The 16,032-nt window shown below is 48.0% G+C and carries 12 protein-coding genes; 5 read left to right on the top strand and 7 right to left on the bottom strand.

Annotated features, from left to right (window positions below; all coding sequences use genetic code 11):
* Window positions 1–36 precede the first annotated feature (36 nt).
* Complete coding sequence (locus tag BSPA111_RS00355; protein WP_183269242.1) at window positions 37–930, top strand: LysR family transcriptional regulator; 894 nt, start codon at window positions 37–39, stop codon at window positions 928–930.
* Window positions 931–964: 34 nt separating this feature from the next.
* On the opposite strand, the gene BSPA111_RS00350 is transcribed toward BSPA111_RS00355, so the two are convergent.
* Window positions 965–1,954, bottom strand: a complete 990-nt coding sequence (locus BSPA111_RS00350; protein ID WP_183269241.1) for an aldo/keto reductase — start codon at window positions 1,952–1,954, stop codon at window positions 965–967.
* Between the two features lie 26 nt (window positions 1,955–1,980).
* Window positions 1,981–2,832, bottom strand: a complete 852-nt coding sequence (locus tag BSPA111_RS00345; protein ID WP_183269240.1) for an aldo/keto reductase — start codon at window positions 2,830–2,832, stop codon at window positions 1,981–1,983.
* 286 nt (window positions 2,833–3,118) lie between these two features.
* Here BSPA111_RS00345 and BSPA111_RS00340 point away from each other — a divergent pair, with 286 nt between their 5' ends.
* On the top strand, window positions 3,119–3,919 hold the full coding sequence (locus tag BSPA111_RS00340; RefSeq protein ID WP_183269239.1) for a MipA/OmpV family protein: 801 nt from the start codon (window positions 3,119–3,121) through the stop codon (window positions 3,917–3,919).
* A 48-nt stretch (window positions 3,920–3,967) separates the two neighbouring features.
* Here BSPA111_RS00340 and BSPA111_RS22775 read toward each other — a convergent pair whose 3' ends face one another.
* Window positions 3,968–4,105, bottom strand: coding sequence for a transposase (locus BSPA111_RS22775; RefSeq protein WP_183269238.1), 138 nt, complete (start codon window positions 4,103–4,105; stop codon window positions 3,968–3,970).
* Between the two features lie 337 nt (window positions 4,106–4,442).
* Here BSPA111_RS22775 and BSPA111_RS00330 point away from each other — a divergent pair, with 337 nt between their 5' ends.
* On the top strand, window positions 4,443–5,753 hold the full coding sequence (locus BSPA111_RS00330; RefSeq protein WP_183269237.1) for a tetratricopeptide repeat protein: 1,311 nt from the start codon (window positions 4,443–4,445) through the stop codon (window positions 5,751–5,753).
* A gap of 546 nt (window positions 5,754–6,299) precedes the next feature.
* On the opposite strand, the gene BSPA111_RS00325 is transcribed toward BSPA111_RS00330, so the two are convergent.
* Both BSPA111_RS00325 and BSPA111_RS00320 read right to left on the bottom strand, forming a co-directional pair.
* Window positions 6,300–6,578, bottom strand: coding sequence for a hypothetical protein (locus tag BSPA111_RS00325; RefSeq protein WP_183269236.1), 279 nt, complete (start codon window positions 6,576–6,578; stop codon window positions 6,300–6,302).
* 321 nt (window positions 6,579–6,899) lie between these two features.
* The gene (locus BSPA111_RS00320) at window positions 6,900–7,226 is read right to left on the bottom strand and encodes an EthD family reductase (protein WP_183270248.1); all 327 of its coding nucleotides are present in this window, start codon (window positions 7,224–7,226) and stop codon (window positions 6,900–6,902) included.
* Between the two features lie 198 nt (window positions 7,227–7,424).
* On the opposite strand from BSPA111_RS00320, the gene BSPA111_RS00315 reads away from it, so the two are divergent.
* A complete protein-coding gene (locus BSPA111_RS00315; RefSeq protein WP_183269235.1) occupies window positions 7,425–8,336 on the top strand; it encodes a LysR family transcriptional regulator in 912 nt (303 codons plus the stop codon).
* On the opposite strand, the gene BSPA111_RS00310 is transcribed toward BSPA111_RS00315, so the two are convergent.
* Window positions 8,337–9,455: an alkene reductase gene (locus BSPA111_RS00310; protein ID WP_183269234.1), complete on the bottom strand. Its 1,119-nt coding sequence runs from the start codon at window positions 9,453–9,455 to the stop codon at window positions 8,337–8,339.
* A gap of 401 nt (window positions 9,456–9,856) precedes the next feature.
* Here BSPA111_RS00310 and BSPA111_RS00305 point away from each other — a divergent pair, with 401 nt between their 5' ends.
* The gene (locus tag BSPA111_RS00305) at window positions 9,857–11,371 is read left to right on the top strand and encodes a phosphoethanolamine transferase (RefSeq protein ID WP_183269233.1); all 1,515 of its coding nucleotides are present in this window, start codon (window positions 9,857–9,859) and stop codon (window positions 11,369–11,371) included.
* A 125-nt stretch (window positions 11,372–11,496) separates the two neighbouring features.
* Here the strand turns inward: BSPA111_RS00305 and BSPA111_RS00300 are convergent, their stop codons facing one another.
* Complete coding sequence (locus tag BSPA111_RS00300; RefSeq protein ID WP_183269232.1) at window positions 11,497–15,867, bottom strand: autotransporter outer membrane beta-barrel domain-containing protein; 4,371 nt, start codon at window positions 15,865–15,867, stop codon at window positions 11,497–11,499.
* Window positions 15,868–16,032: the final 165 nt, after the last annotated feature.

Raw genomic sequence — 16,032 nt, 5'->3', positions numbered from 1 at the left:
TCTTCGAGGGAGAATGCTTCAATAAGGAGATAACTCATGCTCAAAGAAAACTTCAATGAACTACAAATTTTTCTTGTGGTTGCACGAGAGCGTAGTTTTACCAAAGCAGCCGGTAAGCTTGGCGTTTCGCAATCAGCACTTAGCCATGCGATTAAGGCGCTCGAAGAACGCTTAAACCTCCGTCTTTTGACCCGGACTACCCGTAGCGTTGCGCCAACGGAAGCTGGCGAAAGAATTATTGCCTGTCTCGAGCCCCGAATTGCCGATCTTGAGCAGGAGCTGGAGTCGCTTGTTCAACTGAATGGGACAACTTCAGGCAATATACGTTTATCTGCAGGGGAACATGCCGCGCGTAGTCTGGTGTGGCCGAAGCTAAAACCTTTCCTCAGGGAATACCCGGAAATCAATGTCGAACTGGTGGTTGATAATGGTTTTGTCGATATTGTCGAAGGGCGTTTTGATGCCGGGATTCGCCTTGGTGAAAGTGTTGATAAGGACATGATCGCCGTGAGGATCGGCCCAGATATGCGGATGGCCGTGGTCGGCTCACCAGCCTATTTCGCCGCCAACCCAGCTCCTGAAACGCCGCACGAGCTACAAAATCATCGGTGCATCAATATGCGCTTACCAACTGCCGGTGGTCTGTATCATTGGGAATTCGAGAGGGAAGGGAAGCCATTGCGTGTCAGAGTTGAGGGGCAACTGACGTTAAATCTCCTGGAGCAAAGGATAGATGCTGTTTTATCCGGGTTTGGCATTGCCTGCGTACCTGAAGATAGGGTTCAGGATTATGTAGAATCAGGAGAACTTATTCAGGTTCTGCAAGACTGGTGCCCGTCTTTCCCCGGATACTACCTTTACTACCCTAGTCGCAAACAGCATCCGCCTGCTTTTGCGTTGATGATAGATGCCTTGCGATACTCGGAATAACTGGCCTGCATTGAACTGCAGACCAGTTTGAGACTTAACGGCCTACACGAGCCTGATGCTCCTTTGAGTAACGGTCGCCGACAATTTTTACCGTATCAAGCGCCTGCGTGATCTTACGTAAATCATCCTGAGAAAGAATGATTTCAACTGCTCCCAGGTTTTCTGCCAGCCGGTGCAGTTTGGTGGTGCCAGGGATGGGAGTAATCCACGGCTTTTGTGCCAGCAACCATGCAAGCGCAATTTGCGCAGATGTCACACCTTTTTCGGCTGCCAGTTCACCCAGCAATAAGATCAGCTTTTCATTGGCTTCAATCGCTTGTGCGGCAAAACGCGGCACTTTGCTACGGAAATCATCCTCACCAAATGTGGTTTCCGCCTTAATAGCTCCAGTCAGGAAACCTTTACCTAAAGGGCTGAATGGCACGAAACCGATACCCAGTTCTTCGAGTAGCGGCAGGATCTCCTGTTCAGGTTCGCGCCACCACATTGAGTATTCGCTTTGTAGAGCAGTCACCGGTTGTACGGCATGCGCACGACGAATGGTCTGCGCACCCGCCTCAGAAAGACCAAAATGTTTGACCTTACCTTCTGCAATCAAATCTTTCACCGTCCCGGCTACATCCTCAATAGGGACGTCAGGGTCAACGCGATGCTGATAGAGCAGGTCAATAACGTCAGTTTTGAGACGACGTAACGATCCCTCTACGGCTTCACGAATGTGCTCCGGCCGGCTGTTTAAAATTTGCTGTTTGTTGTCATCACCGAAGGTAAAACCAAATTTGGTGGCAATGACCACGCGCTCGCGAAACGGTTTTAAGGCTTCGCCGACAACTTCTTCATTGACATACGGGCCATACACTTCGGCAGTGTCAAAGAAAGTGACGCCACGTTCAACCGCTGCACGAATGAGTTCGACAGCCTGACGGGTATCTGTCGCAGGGCCGTAGCCGTGACTGAGCCCCATACAACCGAGTCCAAGAGCCGACACTTCAAGTCCGGACTTACCCAGATAACGTTTTTGCATTTACTGAATACCTCTTTTGTCGTGACTTAAACGTCGAGTTTGCGGCCAGTCAGCCATTCCACCATCGCCGGGTCACGATGGGAGAAGAATGCACTGGTTGCAGTATCAAGGGCGGTAATCTGCAGCATATCTTCAGTACTGAGTTCAAAATCAAGGATGTTGATATTCTCAGCCATTCGCTCTTTGCGAACTGATTTTGCCAGCGAAACGATGCCGCGCTGAAAGATCCAACGCAGGACAACCTGACCCACGCTTTTGCCGTATTTCTCACCCATCGCTGTTAATACGGGGTGCTGGAACAGACCATTTTTGCCTTCAGCAAAAGGCGCCCAGGCTTCAGGCTGAATGCCACGGCTTTGCATCCACGGAACGGCGTGTAGCTGCTGGTTGAAGGGGTTTACTTCAATCTGGTTTACGGCAGGGGTAACGTTGTTGAAAGCGATAAGATCGGCAAGTCGGTCAGGGTGGAAGTTGCTTACGCCAATGGCGCGGATTTTTCCTGCGCGCTGAAGTTCTTCCATTGCGCGCCAGGCACCATGGACATCGCCATACGGCTGGTGAATCAGGTACAGGTCAACATAGTCCAGTTGAAGCCGGTTCAGGGAACGTTCGAACTGCGCTTTAGCGCCGTCGTAATTTGTATCCTGCAGCCACAATTTAGTCGTTACAAAGAGTTCGTTACGTGAGATGCCGCTGCGTTTCAGTGCGTTCCCGACCTGAGTTTCATTCTGGTAGGACGCAGCGGTATCAATCAGGCGATAACCCGTTTCGATGGCATCAATTACAGCACGTTCGCATTCGGCAGCATCCGTCATTTGAAACACACCAAAGCCCAGAAGGGGCATTTCAATACCGTTGTTCAGTTTTACTGTTTGCATGACGTTATCCTTCAACTGTTGTTCAGGAGAAGCATAATGCAAAGTGATTTATTCGATTAGATGGGGTAATCCGCTAGGGCTTATTAGGAACATTCATCAATTGCAATTATCCGGATGCCACTGATGCTAGATCAATGAGTTACTTGCAACGGCTCAATCCAAAGGGGACTTCGATCTCTTTATTGTGTTTATGAGGTAGAATCATCAACTCAATTGATATCGATCGAACCTTTACCTATGTCGGTCGATAAAGTTTCATGCTAACTGGTTGTATTCAGGGAAAATAATGACAGTAAACCGCAATGCCGTGGCTGCGATGATCGCATTTTTGTTGTTCAGTACATCAGTCTGCGCCGACATGGATCTCGGCTCTTTAGATATTCTGGCAAGAGATAACCCGCAAAGTCCGGTACCAAAAGGCCTTGTTGTCGGTGCTGCGGGGCTGGGCGGGCAGGCTCGTTACCAGGGGCAGGATAACAGTACTTACCTGATTCCTGGCGGCCTCTATTTTGGCGACCAACTGATGTATCTGGGCGACCGCGCTCGCTACTATTTTCATCTGGATGATAACGTGGCGCTGTATGGTTACGGACGCTATCGCTTCGGGAATCTCGATCCGAGTGACGCTGATTCGCTGCATGGGATGCATAAGAGAAAAGGGGAGTTGGAAGCCGGGGTCGGTGGTACGATCATTACGCCTTACGCATTGTTGAGCGCACGTTTTGCCACGGATATCACCGGTCGCAGCAACGGACAAGAGCTGCTGTTGTGGGCTGATTTTCCGATTATCAAAGGCAATCTGCTAGTGATGCCGGGCATGGGGATGATGATCCGCAGCGATAAAATGGCGAATTACTACTTCGGTGGCGTCTCGTCAGCGGAAGCGACTCCACAGCGCCAGGCCTGGGACACCGGAACCACGTTTTCACCGATGGCGGCGGTGGTCACCAGTTATCGTTTCAGCCCACACTGGATGGGTCTTTTTGCCGCCAACTATGAACTGTACGACAAAAGTATTGCTGACAGTCCTATCGTTCAGCATAACGGCGAGTTATATGTCATTGCCGGGGTCGGCTATACCTGGTAGCAAACGAGATAGCGTACAGCCCACCGATACATTTCAGGGCTTCTTCCGTCAGCGTCGATGGCAGACCCGCCCTTCATGTTGCCAGAGCCTTATCCATTTAAAGAGCAGGTTGTCATTAACGTCATGTTGTCGGGCCAGCGCATCAACACTTCCTTCTTTTTCAAGTACCAGCCTGACCAGTTCCATTTTAAACTCAGGGGAATATCGTTTTCGGGGACGTCTTTCTTTGGCGCGCACTACAAAAATAAGTGGGGGCTTAAGTTACAGGATCGTGGTTTCAGAACCAGACGGTATTGAGACGACGCTTACGTTTTATCAAGTCAACGACTCATAGTTCTGATACAGATCACAACCGTTGGTCAAACGGGTTGGATTGTTAGTGTGCCATCTCCATTATGTGCATTTTTCTTAACAAGGATTACGTTATATGAACATTCGACCTCTCTTTGCCTTAACTTTCATCGGCTTATTATGGGGCGCAGGCGCATCGCAGGGACACGCAAAAGAGTGGAAAAAGGAGCCTATGACTGTTTTACAGCAAGGTGCAGAGGCGGGGGATGCGGAGGCTCAGTTTGTTCTTGCGGCCGTTTATTTAAAGGGAAAAGAGGTGCCGGAGGACCTCAGCAAAGGGCGCGAGTGGTTAATCAAATCTGCGGAGCAGGGAAACGCGGATGCGCAGCACCTTCTTGCGCTCATGTATTACGAGGGAAAGGGGGAGCAGAAGGATGACAAGAAAGCGGCCGAGTGGTTTAGCAAAGCGGCTGAGCAAGGGAAGGTTGATGCACAGTACTACCTTGGTATCATGTACTTTGAAGGTCAGGGCGTACAGCGGAACGACAAGCAAGCCGTTGAATGGCTGACCCAGGCAGCGGAACAGGGAAATGCCGATGCACGCTATTTCCTCGCCCTGATGTACTTCGATGGCGAGGGGGCTCGGTGGTATGACGGCAAGATCATTGAGTGGTTCAACAAAGACGCTGAACAGGGAAACAAGAAAGCGGTTGAGTGGCTTAGTCAGGCGGCCGGACGGGGAAACTATCTTGCGATAGAGTGGCTTCACCGGGCGGTAGAACAAGGAAATCCCGATGCGAAGCATTTTCTTGAAAGCAATAAAGCGCTGTTAGAGGGTTACAACACCGTCAAGGCATTGGGTAAAGCGGCTGGGCAGGGAGATGCTAAGGCGCAGGCATTACTCGGCAGAAAGTACTTTGAGGGTGATGGCGTCGGTATGGATCATAAAAAAGCGCGTGAGCTGTTGACGCAAGCCGCCAGTCACGGTGATGCACTGGGTCAGAGCATGCTGGGTGTTATGTATTACATTGGCGAGGGCGTCGGTGTTGCTCAGAATTACCAGAAAGCGTTTACGTTGTTTAACCAGGCCGCTCCCCAGGGCGATATGCTGGCGCAGGGCATGCTCGGCTCAATGTACTTAAAGGGAGAGGGAACCGCTCAGGACAATAAGAAAGCGCTGGAGTGGTTTAGCAAGGCCGCTGAGCAGGGAGACACTGGCTCTCAGACGGATCTTGGGATGATGTACTTAGAAGGTAAAGGTGTCGCCCAGGACGATAAAAAAGCCAATGAATGGTTTGATAAAGCCGCCAGGAAGGGAAATGCAAAGGCTCAGGGTCTGCTGGGAAGCATGTTCCTGGAAGGGAAAGGGGGGAAGCAGGATTATGCACAAGCCTATATCTGGAGTGCGGTGGCCGTCGCCAATGGAAATTCTGATGCGCAGACCTCTATGGAGAGCGCAAAGCAGAATTTAACGCCTGCCGCTTTTAAAGACGCGGACGATAAGGCGAGAAACTATTTCGAACAGCACCGCGATCAATCGTAAGCGTCAGCCACTGACGCCTGTGATTCAGGTCCCGGAATCGTTAGCTTAGAGCTCCGTCTAATTTAGGGATTTGAAGCCCAATGGGCCGAAAATGTACGCTAAGGACGTAATCATATGATTTTAAGTTTATAAAGTCATCGTGTTGTCGATCAGGTTTACGTTGATTTGATTACCGAGTTTATTAACTCAGGAAGTACTGAAAACCGCATGACCACTGGCATCAACGAAAAGAGTAAACAAAACCCTCGTTTTCTTTACTCGACTAATCTGCTTAAAAAACACACTTAGCGTACAGTTTCGCACGGTTGGGCTTCAGACCCCGCATCTTACGGTGCAAATCGGGCACGTTGTGGAGCATAAGTTATCTCCTTCATCTGTTTTAACTGATTCTCAGAATGAGTCCCGGTGAAGGACAACTGACAATGAATTACTGGTGCCGGTTTCACTATAGAAGTGGCTATGGAACATGAAGTTGTGTATCGTGGCAATCTATTTAACATAATATACATTATGCGCACCAACGTAAGATAAGACAGAATCCAGTGATTAATCAGCCTCATTGCCCTGGTTGCTGATGGCTTCTGAAAGTTCCTTCTCCGGCGCTGATACCATCACTTTAGCCATCTCATAGGCCGACAAGCCACCACGACTGGTTTTCCAGGCATTACGCTCACGGCGTGCACGTTCCAGTTCATACTCAATTTTTTCGACTGTACGCATCGTTCTTCTTTCCTCAATAATCACTGGCCGTTCTGCCAGAAAATCTGCATCTGCTTTATCAACGACATTGTACGACAGCCAGTCATGACTCTGTTTATCCGACATCACAGTCCTCCAGATTTGCGTAATGTGCAAATATGTACACTAATTTAGGCTCCAGTTCAGTTGCCCTGAATGATCCTGATTACCCAGAAGCAACTGAGCGTAATATGAAAACTGATTACAGCTCAATAACGGCAAGATTAAATCACCACGTCTAATCCGCTAAAATGTTCATCAGAAAATGGCACGATAATGGTATTTACCCTTATCGTGTTTGTTTTCGTTAATACTCTCTCATGCTCTTTTCAAACCAGCTTAATCTCTTTGGCCGGTCACTTCCCTACTCCACCTATAATGGCTTCTCATAAACCCGCGAAGGAAAAGTTACAGTTTTCGAATTTCAGTAATATAAGTTATGGCAGCGCGCTCAACGAAATTGGGCACGTCTTCGTATGCTTCCTTACCGACAGGTGAATCAAAAGCCGCAATTGCATCTTCTATCGAATCAAACCACAGTTCAGAGAAACCATCGACCGGTGAATCAGGGTATTTTTCACGGTCAATTGGATTGAGCACATAACCTCTCAACCCGGGGAGTTTGAGAGTGATCGCAGTGTGAACTTCCTCCCAGTGTTTAACGAAATCTTCAAAGCTTTGGCCTTTTTTACGGGTAAGAAATCCCACGTGTTTGAAACCTTTAACTGACGCCATCATGTTCTCCGTTGAGTTAAAAATGGTGAAGCTGTTAATGAGGAAATAACTATGATTGTTTTTTTATCCACGATAAACCGCGTTTAGTTCGCTACAATGCGGACATAGATTCAACAATAAGAGTGCTGATTTGGGTTATCTTATGGCTATCTGACCATTCGGCATGCCACGCGGGACTGAGGCGTCTGACGGAAAATTATGAGAAGAACAGATCATCTTGGCGGTATCACTGCTTTTGTTACGACAGCTCAGCAGGGAAGTTTCACTTCTGCTGCCGAAAAACTTGGACTGACTAAATCCGCAGTCGGGAAAAGTGTCGGACGCCTTGAGGAGCGTCTCGGGCTGAAACTTTTTCAGCGTTCGACACGACGGCTTAGCCTGACGCCGGATGGCGAGAAATTTCTCGCCAGTTGCCAGTGTGCGATAGATATCCTGGAAAAGGCTGAAGCGGAACTGACGTCTCATATCTGTCAGCCTTCCGGGAGACTCAGGGTTGATTTACCTGCGGCCTTCGGACGACAGCGCATATTGCCCATCCTTCTCGATATTACCCAACGTTACCCGGAGCTGGCACTGACAGTCACATTCAGTGAACGTCTTGTTGATCTTATCGAAGAAGGAATTGACCTTGTCATCCGCATTGGGGAACTGGCAGACAGCAGCGGTCTGGTCGCCAGAAGACTGACAACACAAAAACTGGTTATCTGTGCATCACCCAATTACCTACTGTCTCATGGAGAACCCGTCAGTCAGAATGAGTTGAGCCAGCATCAGTGTGTTGTCGGATTTCGCCGTAATCAGCCTATTTCCTGGTTGCTGAAGGAGAGTGATGACAAAATCAGCCGCTTTACGCCACCTCCGACACATGAATTTGGTGATGGTGACGCTATGCTTGCTGCTACGCTGGCGGGGTGCGGGTTGTCACAATTACCCGTGTGGCTGGTCGGTAAACACATTGAGAGTGGTGAGTTGAAGGAGGTTCTTCCTGGGCACTCCGGGGGTGAAATGCCTATCAGTGCGCTGTGGCCGAAAAGCCGTCAATTGCTGCCTAAAATACGCTATGTTGTGGATACGCTAGTTAAGGCAGCAGAAGACGGCTTGCTCGATTAATTACGCCAGGTTTTGTTGGGTATCGGACCAGAACGGATAGTCTGTATACCCTTTTTCATCCCCGCCATACATTGTCGCCCGGTTAACCTCATTCAGTGGCCAGTCATTTGCCAAACGTTCTGCAAGGTCAGGGTTCGCAATATAAGGGCGACCAAAGCCGATCAGATCGGCCTTTCCTTGCTGTAGATATTCCTCGGCGCGTTGCTTGTCAAACCCACCGGCAATAATCAACGAGCCGTCATATGCGGCGCGAAATTTCTCAATAAACCCGGCAGGAATTGCCTGTTCGCCAAGTGTTTGCTGGTCACTCAGATGAACATAGGAAAGAGAGCGTTGACTGAGTTTATTTGCCAGTAGTATCCAGGTTTCTTCTTCACCTTCAAAGGCATGCATATCAAACAAGCGTCCAAACGGTGCCAGACGAATACCCGTTTTACCTGCACCAATCGCCTGTGAGACGGCATCAGTCACTTCAAGCACAAAGCGAAGACGATTTTCAGGATCTGCACCGCCGTATTCGTCCTGGCGGGTATTTAACCCTCCATTGATAAACTGCTCAAGGAGGTATCCATTAGCGGCGTGTATTTCGACGCCATCAAAACCTGCCCGCATGGCATTTTCTGCAGCCTGGACGTAATCGCGAACGATGTCCTTGATCTCAGCGACTGACAATGCGCGTGGTTCAGAGACCGGCACGGGGCCAAGCTGGCCTGCTTCATTACGGGCATAGCAGGTTGAATTATTAGCTTTCACCGCAACTGAACTGACAGGTGACTGTCCATCAATTTGCAGACTGTGATGAGAAATACGGCCAACATGCCAGAGCTGGATGTAAATTTTCCCGCCAGCGTCGTGTACTGCTTTAGTCGTCAGCTCCCAACCTTTAACCTGCTCCTCGTTATAAATTCCGGGAGTAAAGAGATAACCCTGCCCCTGCATGGATATCTGAGCCCCTTCCGTGATAATCACTCCTGCCGATGCACGCTGTTGGTAGTATTTTGCTGTCAGTTCGTCAGCAGTATCACCTACCGTTGCTCGTGAACGTGTCATTGGTGCCATCACGACACGGTTTCGCAGTGTGGTGTCTCCAGCTTTGAATGGTGTAAACAGCTTGTCCATTTTTATCTCCTTTAAATAAAAGAACAATAATGGTTGCTGTGATGCCGTAAGGGAACATCTGTATACTCCGAACAGATGTTCCATAAATTCTACTTTAACGCGCAGAATCCACCGAATTGCACAACAAGGTTGTGGGCCATTATGCGAACAAACATGGTTACTAATAAAGTGGCCCCCTCCCCTGAATTTGCATGAATTATATTGACATGGATCATAAAACAGAAAAATAGCCACAGCAGTACATCCAATTGACACTAACATTTGGATCAATAAACAGTACATCCGCACCCATGGTCAGCAATTTCTGCATGTGGGTGATGGCGGTCACCAACAACGATGTATCTTAGAATAAGTAGATAATAAAAATGTATAAACCGTCATGGCTATATAGCAGAAAAGATATGTTTATTATATTAAAGGATAACTTAGCATGGGTTATTCCAGCGTTAATTTTATCGATACTTATCCCACTAAATACCGGGTATGAAAAACCCTTAAACATGGTGTTGACATTTATATCGCTATGTATTGCAAGAAAAAACAAAATTGCTTTCTATCTGACGATAATTTCTTTTTTTATTATTTGCTTATACATCCCTATAGGACATGATTTTGGGCAGATTAGCTTTGGTTATATTGCTTCTGCGTTTCAAACGAATAAAGGTGAAATGACTGAATTCATAAAGAGCGTGAGCTCTAATGCTTTGCTGATATTTTCTATAAGCATCTTCTTTTTGATTTTATATGTTATTAAAGGTAAAGGATTTAGTCAAAAATATAGTCTTATTTATCTTCTTTTATTTTGCATTGTAAATGTAAAATCAATTCCGGCCAGAATGCTGGTTTCGACTATTGGTTACTCAAACCAGTATACGACGGAATTGAAGTCTCTTGAATCGCAGAAAAACATCCCTGATGATTTCACTACCTCTGACATTAAGAAAAAATATCAGAACATTGTTGTTGTGATAGGTGAAAGTGCTGGTAGAGATTACATGTCATTGTATGGTTATCAGCATGACACCACCCCATGGTTAAAAAATGCACCTGGTTATTTCTTCGCAAATTATATCTCTGCGGCCCCTGATACCTATCTTTCACTGCCAAGAACAATGGCCATGACTAATGGTGATCAAACTGATATTAAAAACAATATAGTCGCCCTGGCTAATAAAGCAGATTTCAATACCTTCTGGCTTTCCAATCAGGGTTATATTGGTGAATATGATACGCTATCAACCGTTATTGCAGAGTATGCACAGCATAAAACCTTCTTAAAAAAAGGGGATTTTGATTCAAACAATGCCGATGATATGCAGCTGTTGGATGGTCTACAACAAATTGTAGATAATGAGCACGATCAAAAAGTGATTTTTATTCACATGATAGGTTCTCATCCTGATTCGTGTGAACGGCTGAATGGTTTCCCGATCAATTTCAATGTTAAAAATAATAAAGAAATAAACTGTTATCTGGCAAGCATTCAAAAACTAGATAGTTTTATCGAGCGCGCAGTGTCAATCCTGAAGAATAAAGGAGAGAGTTACTCTCTTGTGTATTTTTCGGACCATGGCTTGACTGTCAGGCAAACGTCTCGTCATTTAATATTAGGTCAGGATGTTCAGTATATCCTGTTTGGTAAGGATTCTCGCTCAGTTCTGCATGGTAGAGAATCAAAACAAAACTATAATGTCCCCTTCTTTATCATTGCCAGCGATATACTCACACACAATACATATTATAACTACCTGAGCGCAAATAATTTCATGGCAATCTTTGAGTGGCTGGCTGGTTTTAATTCCAATAAAATTAAACCGTTATCACCCATAGAACATTCAGATGAAAACGTGTCAATTTATGATGGCGAGGCAAGCATCCCTTATAACAGTCTGAAGGATAACGAAATCATTAAGTAATTGAGTTAACTGGCTAATATAATTTCATGCTGGGTTTTCACTAAAGGGTACATGTTTAACATGTACCCTTTTATTCATTAATAACCAGTGAGACTATCAGCGACGTGTTACATAACTGGGATCAGTTAGAAACTATACTTCGCCCCAATCATGGCTGACGTATCGCTGTATCCTTTATCGCCAATCTGCACGCCCACATTTCCCCATACGTTCAGATGCGTGTTCAATTGACCTTCAACACCGGTTTTCAATTCCCCAATATTACGAGCGCCCGCCTGGGAAATATTTATACCATCCATGCGCGTTCCGAAATCATGGGTATTGTGGATCCAGTTCGCTTCCACAAAGGGTTGGAAGCTGCGATTTTTGCCTGCATCCATTTTGCTGTGGCCTTTGAGGTAAGTGCGAATCCCCAGACGCGTCTGGATATTATCTTCTCCCAAAGCGCTCACCTTCGTCCCGTTACTTTCCTGATGGTCATCTGCGGTCACTCCCATCCAGATTGCCTGGGCCTGCGGTTGAATAAACCATTCATTGACGGAACCCTGGCTGCCGCTATATTCACCCAGTTTGTGCGTATATCCCAGCTCAAGCGACGCGTTGATGCCGCTTGAGTCATACGATTCGCCCTGGATATCCTGGCCTTTGACATCATTATTAAACCAGCCATATTGCGCCCAGCTATCCAGATATGCGCCCTGTTTCGTCTCGTCATTTTCATGCCAGGTCACGTACAGCCCGGTGCTGTAGCCACTTACCGAACCCTCAGAATGGTAGCCGGTGGCACTTGAGCGAGAATTGCTGTCATTACTGCCGTAACCTGCCATTACGCCAAGATGCCAGCGCTGCAAACCATCGGGACTCCACTGCGCCACATCTCCGCCGAGTTGCGTGACATAGCGGTTACCCTGCGTATCAAGCTGACCCGTGCTGTCCTTCCAGCGATTGTGCCCTCCTACCTGCCTCAGCCACAGGCTGGTGACTTTCTTTTCACCTGTTAGCGCATCGATATACTGGGTTTCCCCCTGACGATCGTGCAGTCGGGTGATAAACATCGTATTAGCTGCCGCCAGGTTGGAGGTATAGCTCGCAGATTCCGGACGTACTAAGTAATGGCTGGCCAACGACCAGTCAGCCCCTGTTTTCACAATATCGTAGTCATAAACGCCTGCGACAATACGGCCTGACTTCGTGAAGGTCCCCTCCGAGAGTCCCTTAACCTCGACCAGACGAATTCCTTCAACAGTCTGCGCGCCTTTGCCGCCAAGGTTATTCACTTTGATAAACGTGTTGCCGCTGGTATTGCCATTAACCACAATCTTATCGGAGATGGTCGTATCATCATTCAAAACGGTATTCATAATCACCGTGCCGTTTTGCCCACTCCAGTTTGTGGCCGTCAGCGTTTTCCCTGCCACCATCGGTGACGAAGTCGGGGCAACAAAATTGAGCGTACCGGCGAGGTTAACGTCATCAACCAGCGAATCGGCGGTCATATTCCAGCGACTAAATTTATCAATATTAATGTCAGTGGGATCGATCGAACCGGTCAGGCTGGCACCGTTGTGTAACGAGAGCGTGGTATTGTCTTTTGCGACGATGTTGCTGACCAACTGAGCGCCACCTTTAGTGCCATCCAACACCAGTTCACCACCATCGAGATGAGTGTCACCAGTCCATCCGGTGTTACCCGTCAGGGTCAGTGAACCATCGCCGCTCTTAGTTAAATTACTTTTACCGGAGCCATCGACAATATCACCGGCGAAGGTGGAGTTATCTGCAATAGTGGCATTGTTTGCTGTCATCGTGGCGCCATTCAGACGGACCTCACCTCCTGTGCCAGCCAGCTTGTTGAGCTTTTGGTCATGACCATTCAGGTCGAGCACGCCACCATTAATGGTCACGTCACTGCTGCTGGCAATGCTGTCAGCCACGTCGGTACGCAATGTGCCGCCATTGATGGTGCTCTTGCCGGTATAGGTATTCACGGCCGACAATACCAACAAACCGTTACCAGCCTTGGTCAGACTTTTACCGTCCCAGCCGCTGTCAAAAGAACCGCCCTGGTCAGCAAGCACGGTATCAACATTAAATCCGGTTCCATCTGCGACAGTAAAGGACCCCGTCCCCTTCGTCTGAAGACCTTCAGTCCACGCCATGCGGAAGCCAAGGTTATAATCCTTACCGTTCGTTGAGACATGCCCGTCATGCAACAAATACTCAATTCCGGCCGATGACAGTGGGTTATTCGCGAAATCACCTGTAATACCATTCGCTGTATGGAGCACGGTATAGGTATTTTTAGTCACGTCGCTGGCCTTGACTGGTGCCGGGCCATCGACAAAACCATTGATGACAAGTTGCCCCCCAAGGCTTGCTGTATCCGCCTGAATTTCAGGTGACGTGCCGAGGGTGATATTCAGGTTCGAACCCGCAGCCTGGGTGAATGCGCTTCCAACGACCAATGTTGAATTTGCTTGCCCAATGCTGGTCGTGGCTCCCGCCTGAGTCGTGTAGTTCCCCGATGTGGTAAACGCGCCTGCCTGTTCGAACTTCAGAGTTCCGCCAGTAACATTAACACTGTCGACCGTATTGTTAGCGCCGCTCAGAATTTGCGTCAGGGATCCTGCTTTCGTAAGCTGGCCGATATTGTTCAATGCACCTGCGAAACGGGCTTCATCAACAAGACTGCCGTTACCCGTCTGATTATTACTCCCCAGAGTGAGCTGGCCGCCTGCGCTGCTGGAATTGACCGCGCTGGAAGTATCGCCCTCAAGTGATCTAAGAATCACTCCTGCCGCGTCCGTCTTCAGAACCGCACCTGTATCGAGAAGAATGCGCGAACCGGCTGCATTAGCACCAGACAAAACAATGCTGCTGCCCGCACCCGTTGCCCACAACCCGGTGCCGCCGGTGCCGCCGCCATTGACGGTGACCAGACCACCAGCTTCAGACTTGATGCCCCAGGTATTCGCAGAAGCTGCACCATGGATATCAAGCGTCTGGTTGTTCAGCGTAATTTGGCTACCGGCTCCATTCGCATCGAGCATGGCTGACCCTGCGCCCGTGACGGTAATTGACGGCAGAATATTGCCCGCAGAGCCATCAAAGATCCTGGTCGCGCCGCCGGTTGCGGTGAAGCCATGGGAACCCGCCCCAGAGGTCGTAATGCTGCCGCCATTGCTGTTTATATTGGCTGTTCCATCCTGTCGCATGCCATGTGCGCCATCGCCCGTGGTCGTTACCGTCGTCGCAGCCGTCAGATCGATAACAGACCCTGTACCATTCGCGTAAATACCAGTGGCGCCAGCGCCTGCAGTGTTCACCGTAGTGCTGGTCCCCGCGTGAAGGGTACCGCCGTTAGTTGCCTGCAAACCATAGGCATTGTTGCCTGTCGTTTGAACTGCCGTCGCCCCGGTGCTGGTAATCTTACTTCCGACGCCGGTAGCAAGCAGGCCTGCGGAATTATCTCCAGCCACCGTCACATCAGTATTAACTTGGTTAATAACACCACCATCCTCGGCGAATAACCCTGAGTTATTCTCGCCGGTTATATTCACCCTGGTGAGGCCGTTGCTGGAAATAGAAGAACCAGAACTATCGGCATTCAATCCGTGGGAGTGACCGTCACCTGCAATAACAATATCTGCGTCGGAGAGATGTACCGCACCACCAAGAAGAGCCATAACCCCAGTGTTATAACTGGAAAAGTCATACTGTTTATCCATCCGGATAACGGTCTTACCGGTAATATTAATCGTGCCAGGGAATGCGGCAATACCGCGGGTAGTATCCCCTGTGCCTGTTATATTGACATCATTCAGATTGACGGTGGCTGTGTCCCTTTGCGTAGCAACACCATTGACGGCGCTGCCATCAACAATGTGAATCGTCGTTGTTCCGGTGACGGAAATCACACTGTCACTGCTATAAGCATTTAGCGCGGTATAGTTAACTCCCGTATTTGTGATATCCACATCAGCGAAATGAAGTTTCGCATCAGAACCGGCCCTGATGCCTCCGATCCCATTCGTCGAATTAATCGTGACCAGGCCTGTACTGGTGAAGTTTTCGTAGCTTATGATACCGAAAGAGGAATCACCCGTGGTCGTAATATTGACGTTCTTAAGATTCACATTCGTAGCATAATAACCATTGATACCATTACTGCCGGACCCGGAAGTCTTTATTACCAGATCATCATCAGAAGCGATGGTTTCGCCAAAATCAGCATCGATACCCGGTGTGCGATCAGCTGTTGTCGTTATCGTGCTGGTTTCACCGGCTGGGAAGGTAAAATCACCCGTAATGGTTGAGTTATAGTTAGCAGCATATCCGGCACTACCGAATAACATCGCAAAAACACCTACGGATAACGATCCGAGTTTCGTATTATTCACACTGCTTTTTTGTTTTTTTTGCGAGGTCGCCAGTTCTGAAACAACCATCCAACATTGATTTGCAATACTCCATATAACCCTAAAGACTTTATTCATTTCCATAAGACTCACGAATTTATAATAAGACGTGCTTTATATCTGGAAATATATCTTTACACAACATGCGAATAGGAATGTTCCCATGTACATAATTACACAAAGTTTGCGGACATATATATTTTATATAATAACATTATTTATTGTTGCTATTGAAATAGTGTA

Origin of the sequence: Buttiauxella sp. A111 (genome assembly GCF_014189855.1) — a bacterium.
GTDB classification, from domain to species: Bacteria; Pseudomonadota; Gammaproteobacteria; order Enterobacterales; family Enterobacteriaceae; genus Buttiauxella; species Buttiauxella selenatireducens.
Note: the sequence above shows the minus strand (reverse complement) of the source record. Positions and strands in the feature narration are given on the sequence as shown.

Coding starts and splice junctions, on each gene's coding strand:
- BSPA111_RS00355 (WP_183269242.1), top strand. CDS start 37: ATGCTCAAAGAAAACTTCAATGAACTACAAATTTTTCTTGTGGTTGCA.
- BSPA111_RS00350 (WP_183269241.1), bottom strand. CDS start 1,954: ATGCAAAAACGTTATCTGGGTAAGTCCGGACTTGAAGTGTCGGCTCTT.
- BSPA111_RS00345 (WP_183269240.1), bottom strand. CDS start 2,832: ATGCAAACAGTAAAACTGAACAACGGTATTGAAATGCCCCTTCTGGGC.
- BSPA111_RS00340 (WP_183269239.1), top strand. CDS start 3,119: ATGACAGTAAACCGCAATGCCGTGGCTGCGATGATCGCATTTTTGTTG.
- BSPA111_RS22775 (WP_183269238.1), bottom strand. CDS start 4,105: ATGGAACTGGTCAGGCTGGTACTTGAAAAAGAAGGAAGTGTTGATGCG.
- BSPA111_RS00330 (WP_183269237.1), top strand. CDS start 4,443: ATGACTGTTTTACAGCAAGGTGCAGAGGCGGGGGATGCGGAGGCTCAG.
- BSPA111_RS00325 (WP_183269236.1), bottom strand. CDS start 6,578: ATGTCGGATAAACAGAGTCATGACTGGCTGTCGTACAATGTCGTTGAT.
- BSPA111_RS00320 (WP_183270248.1), bottom strand. CDS start 7,226: ATGGCGTCAGTTAAAGGTTTCAAACACGTGGGATTTCTTACCCGTAAA.
- BSPA111_RS00315 (WP_183269235.1), top strand. CDS start 7,425: ATGAGAAGAACAGATCATCTTGGCGGTATCACTGCTTTTGTTACGACA.
- BSPA111_RS00310 (WP_183269234.1), bottom strand. CDS start 9,455: ATGGACAAGCTGTTTACACCATTCAAAGCTGGAGACACCACACTGCGA.
- BSPA111_RS00305 (WP_183269233.1), top strand. CDS start 9,857: ATGTTTATTATATTAAAGGATAACTTAGCATGGGTTATTCCAGCGTTA.
- BSPA111_RS00300 (WP_183269232.1), bottom strand. CDS start 15,867: ATGAATAAAGTCTTTAGGGTTATATGGAGTATTGCAAATCAATGTTGG.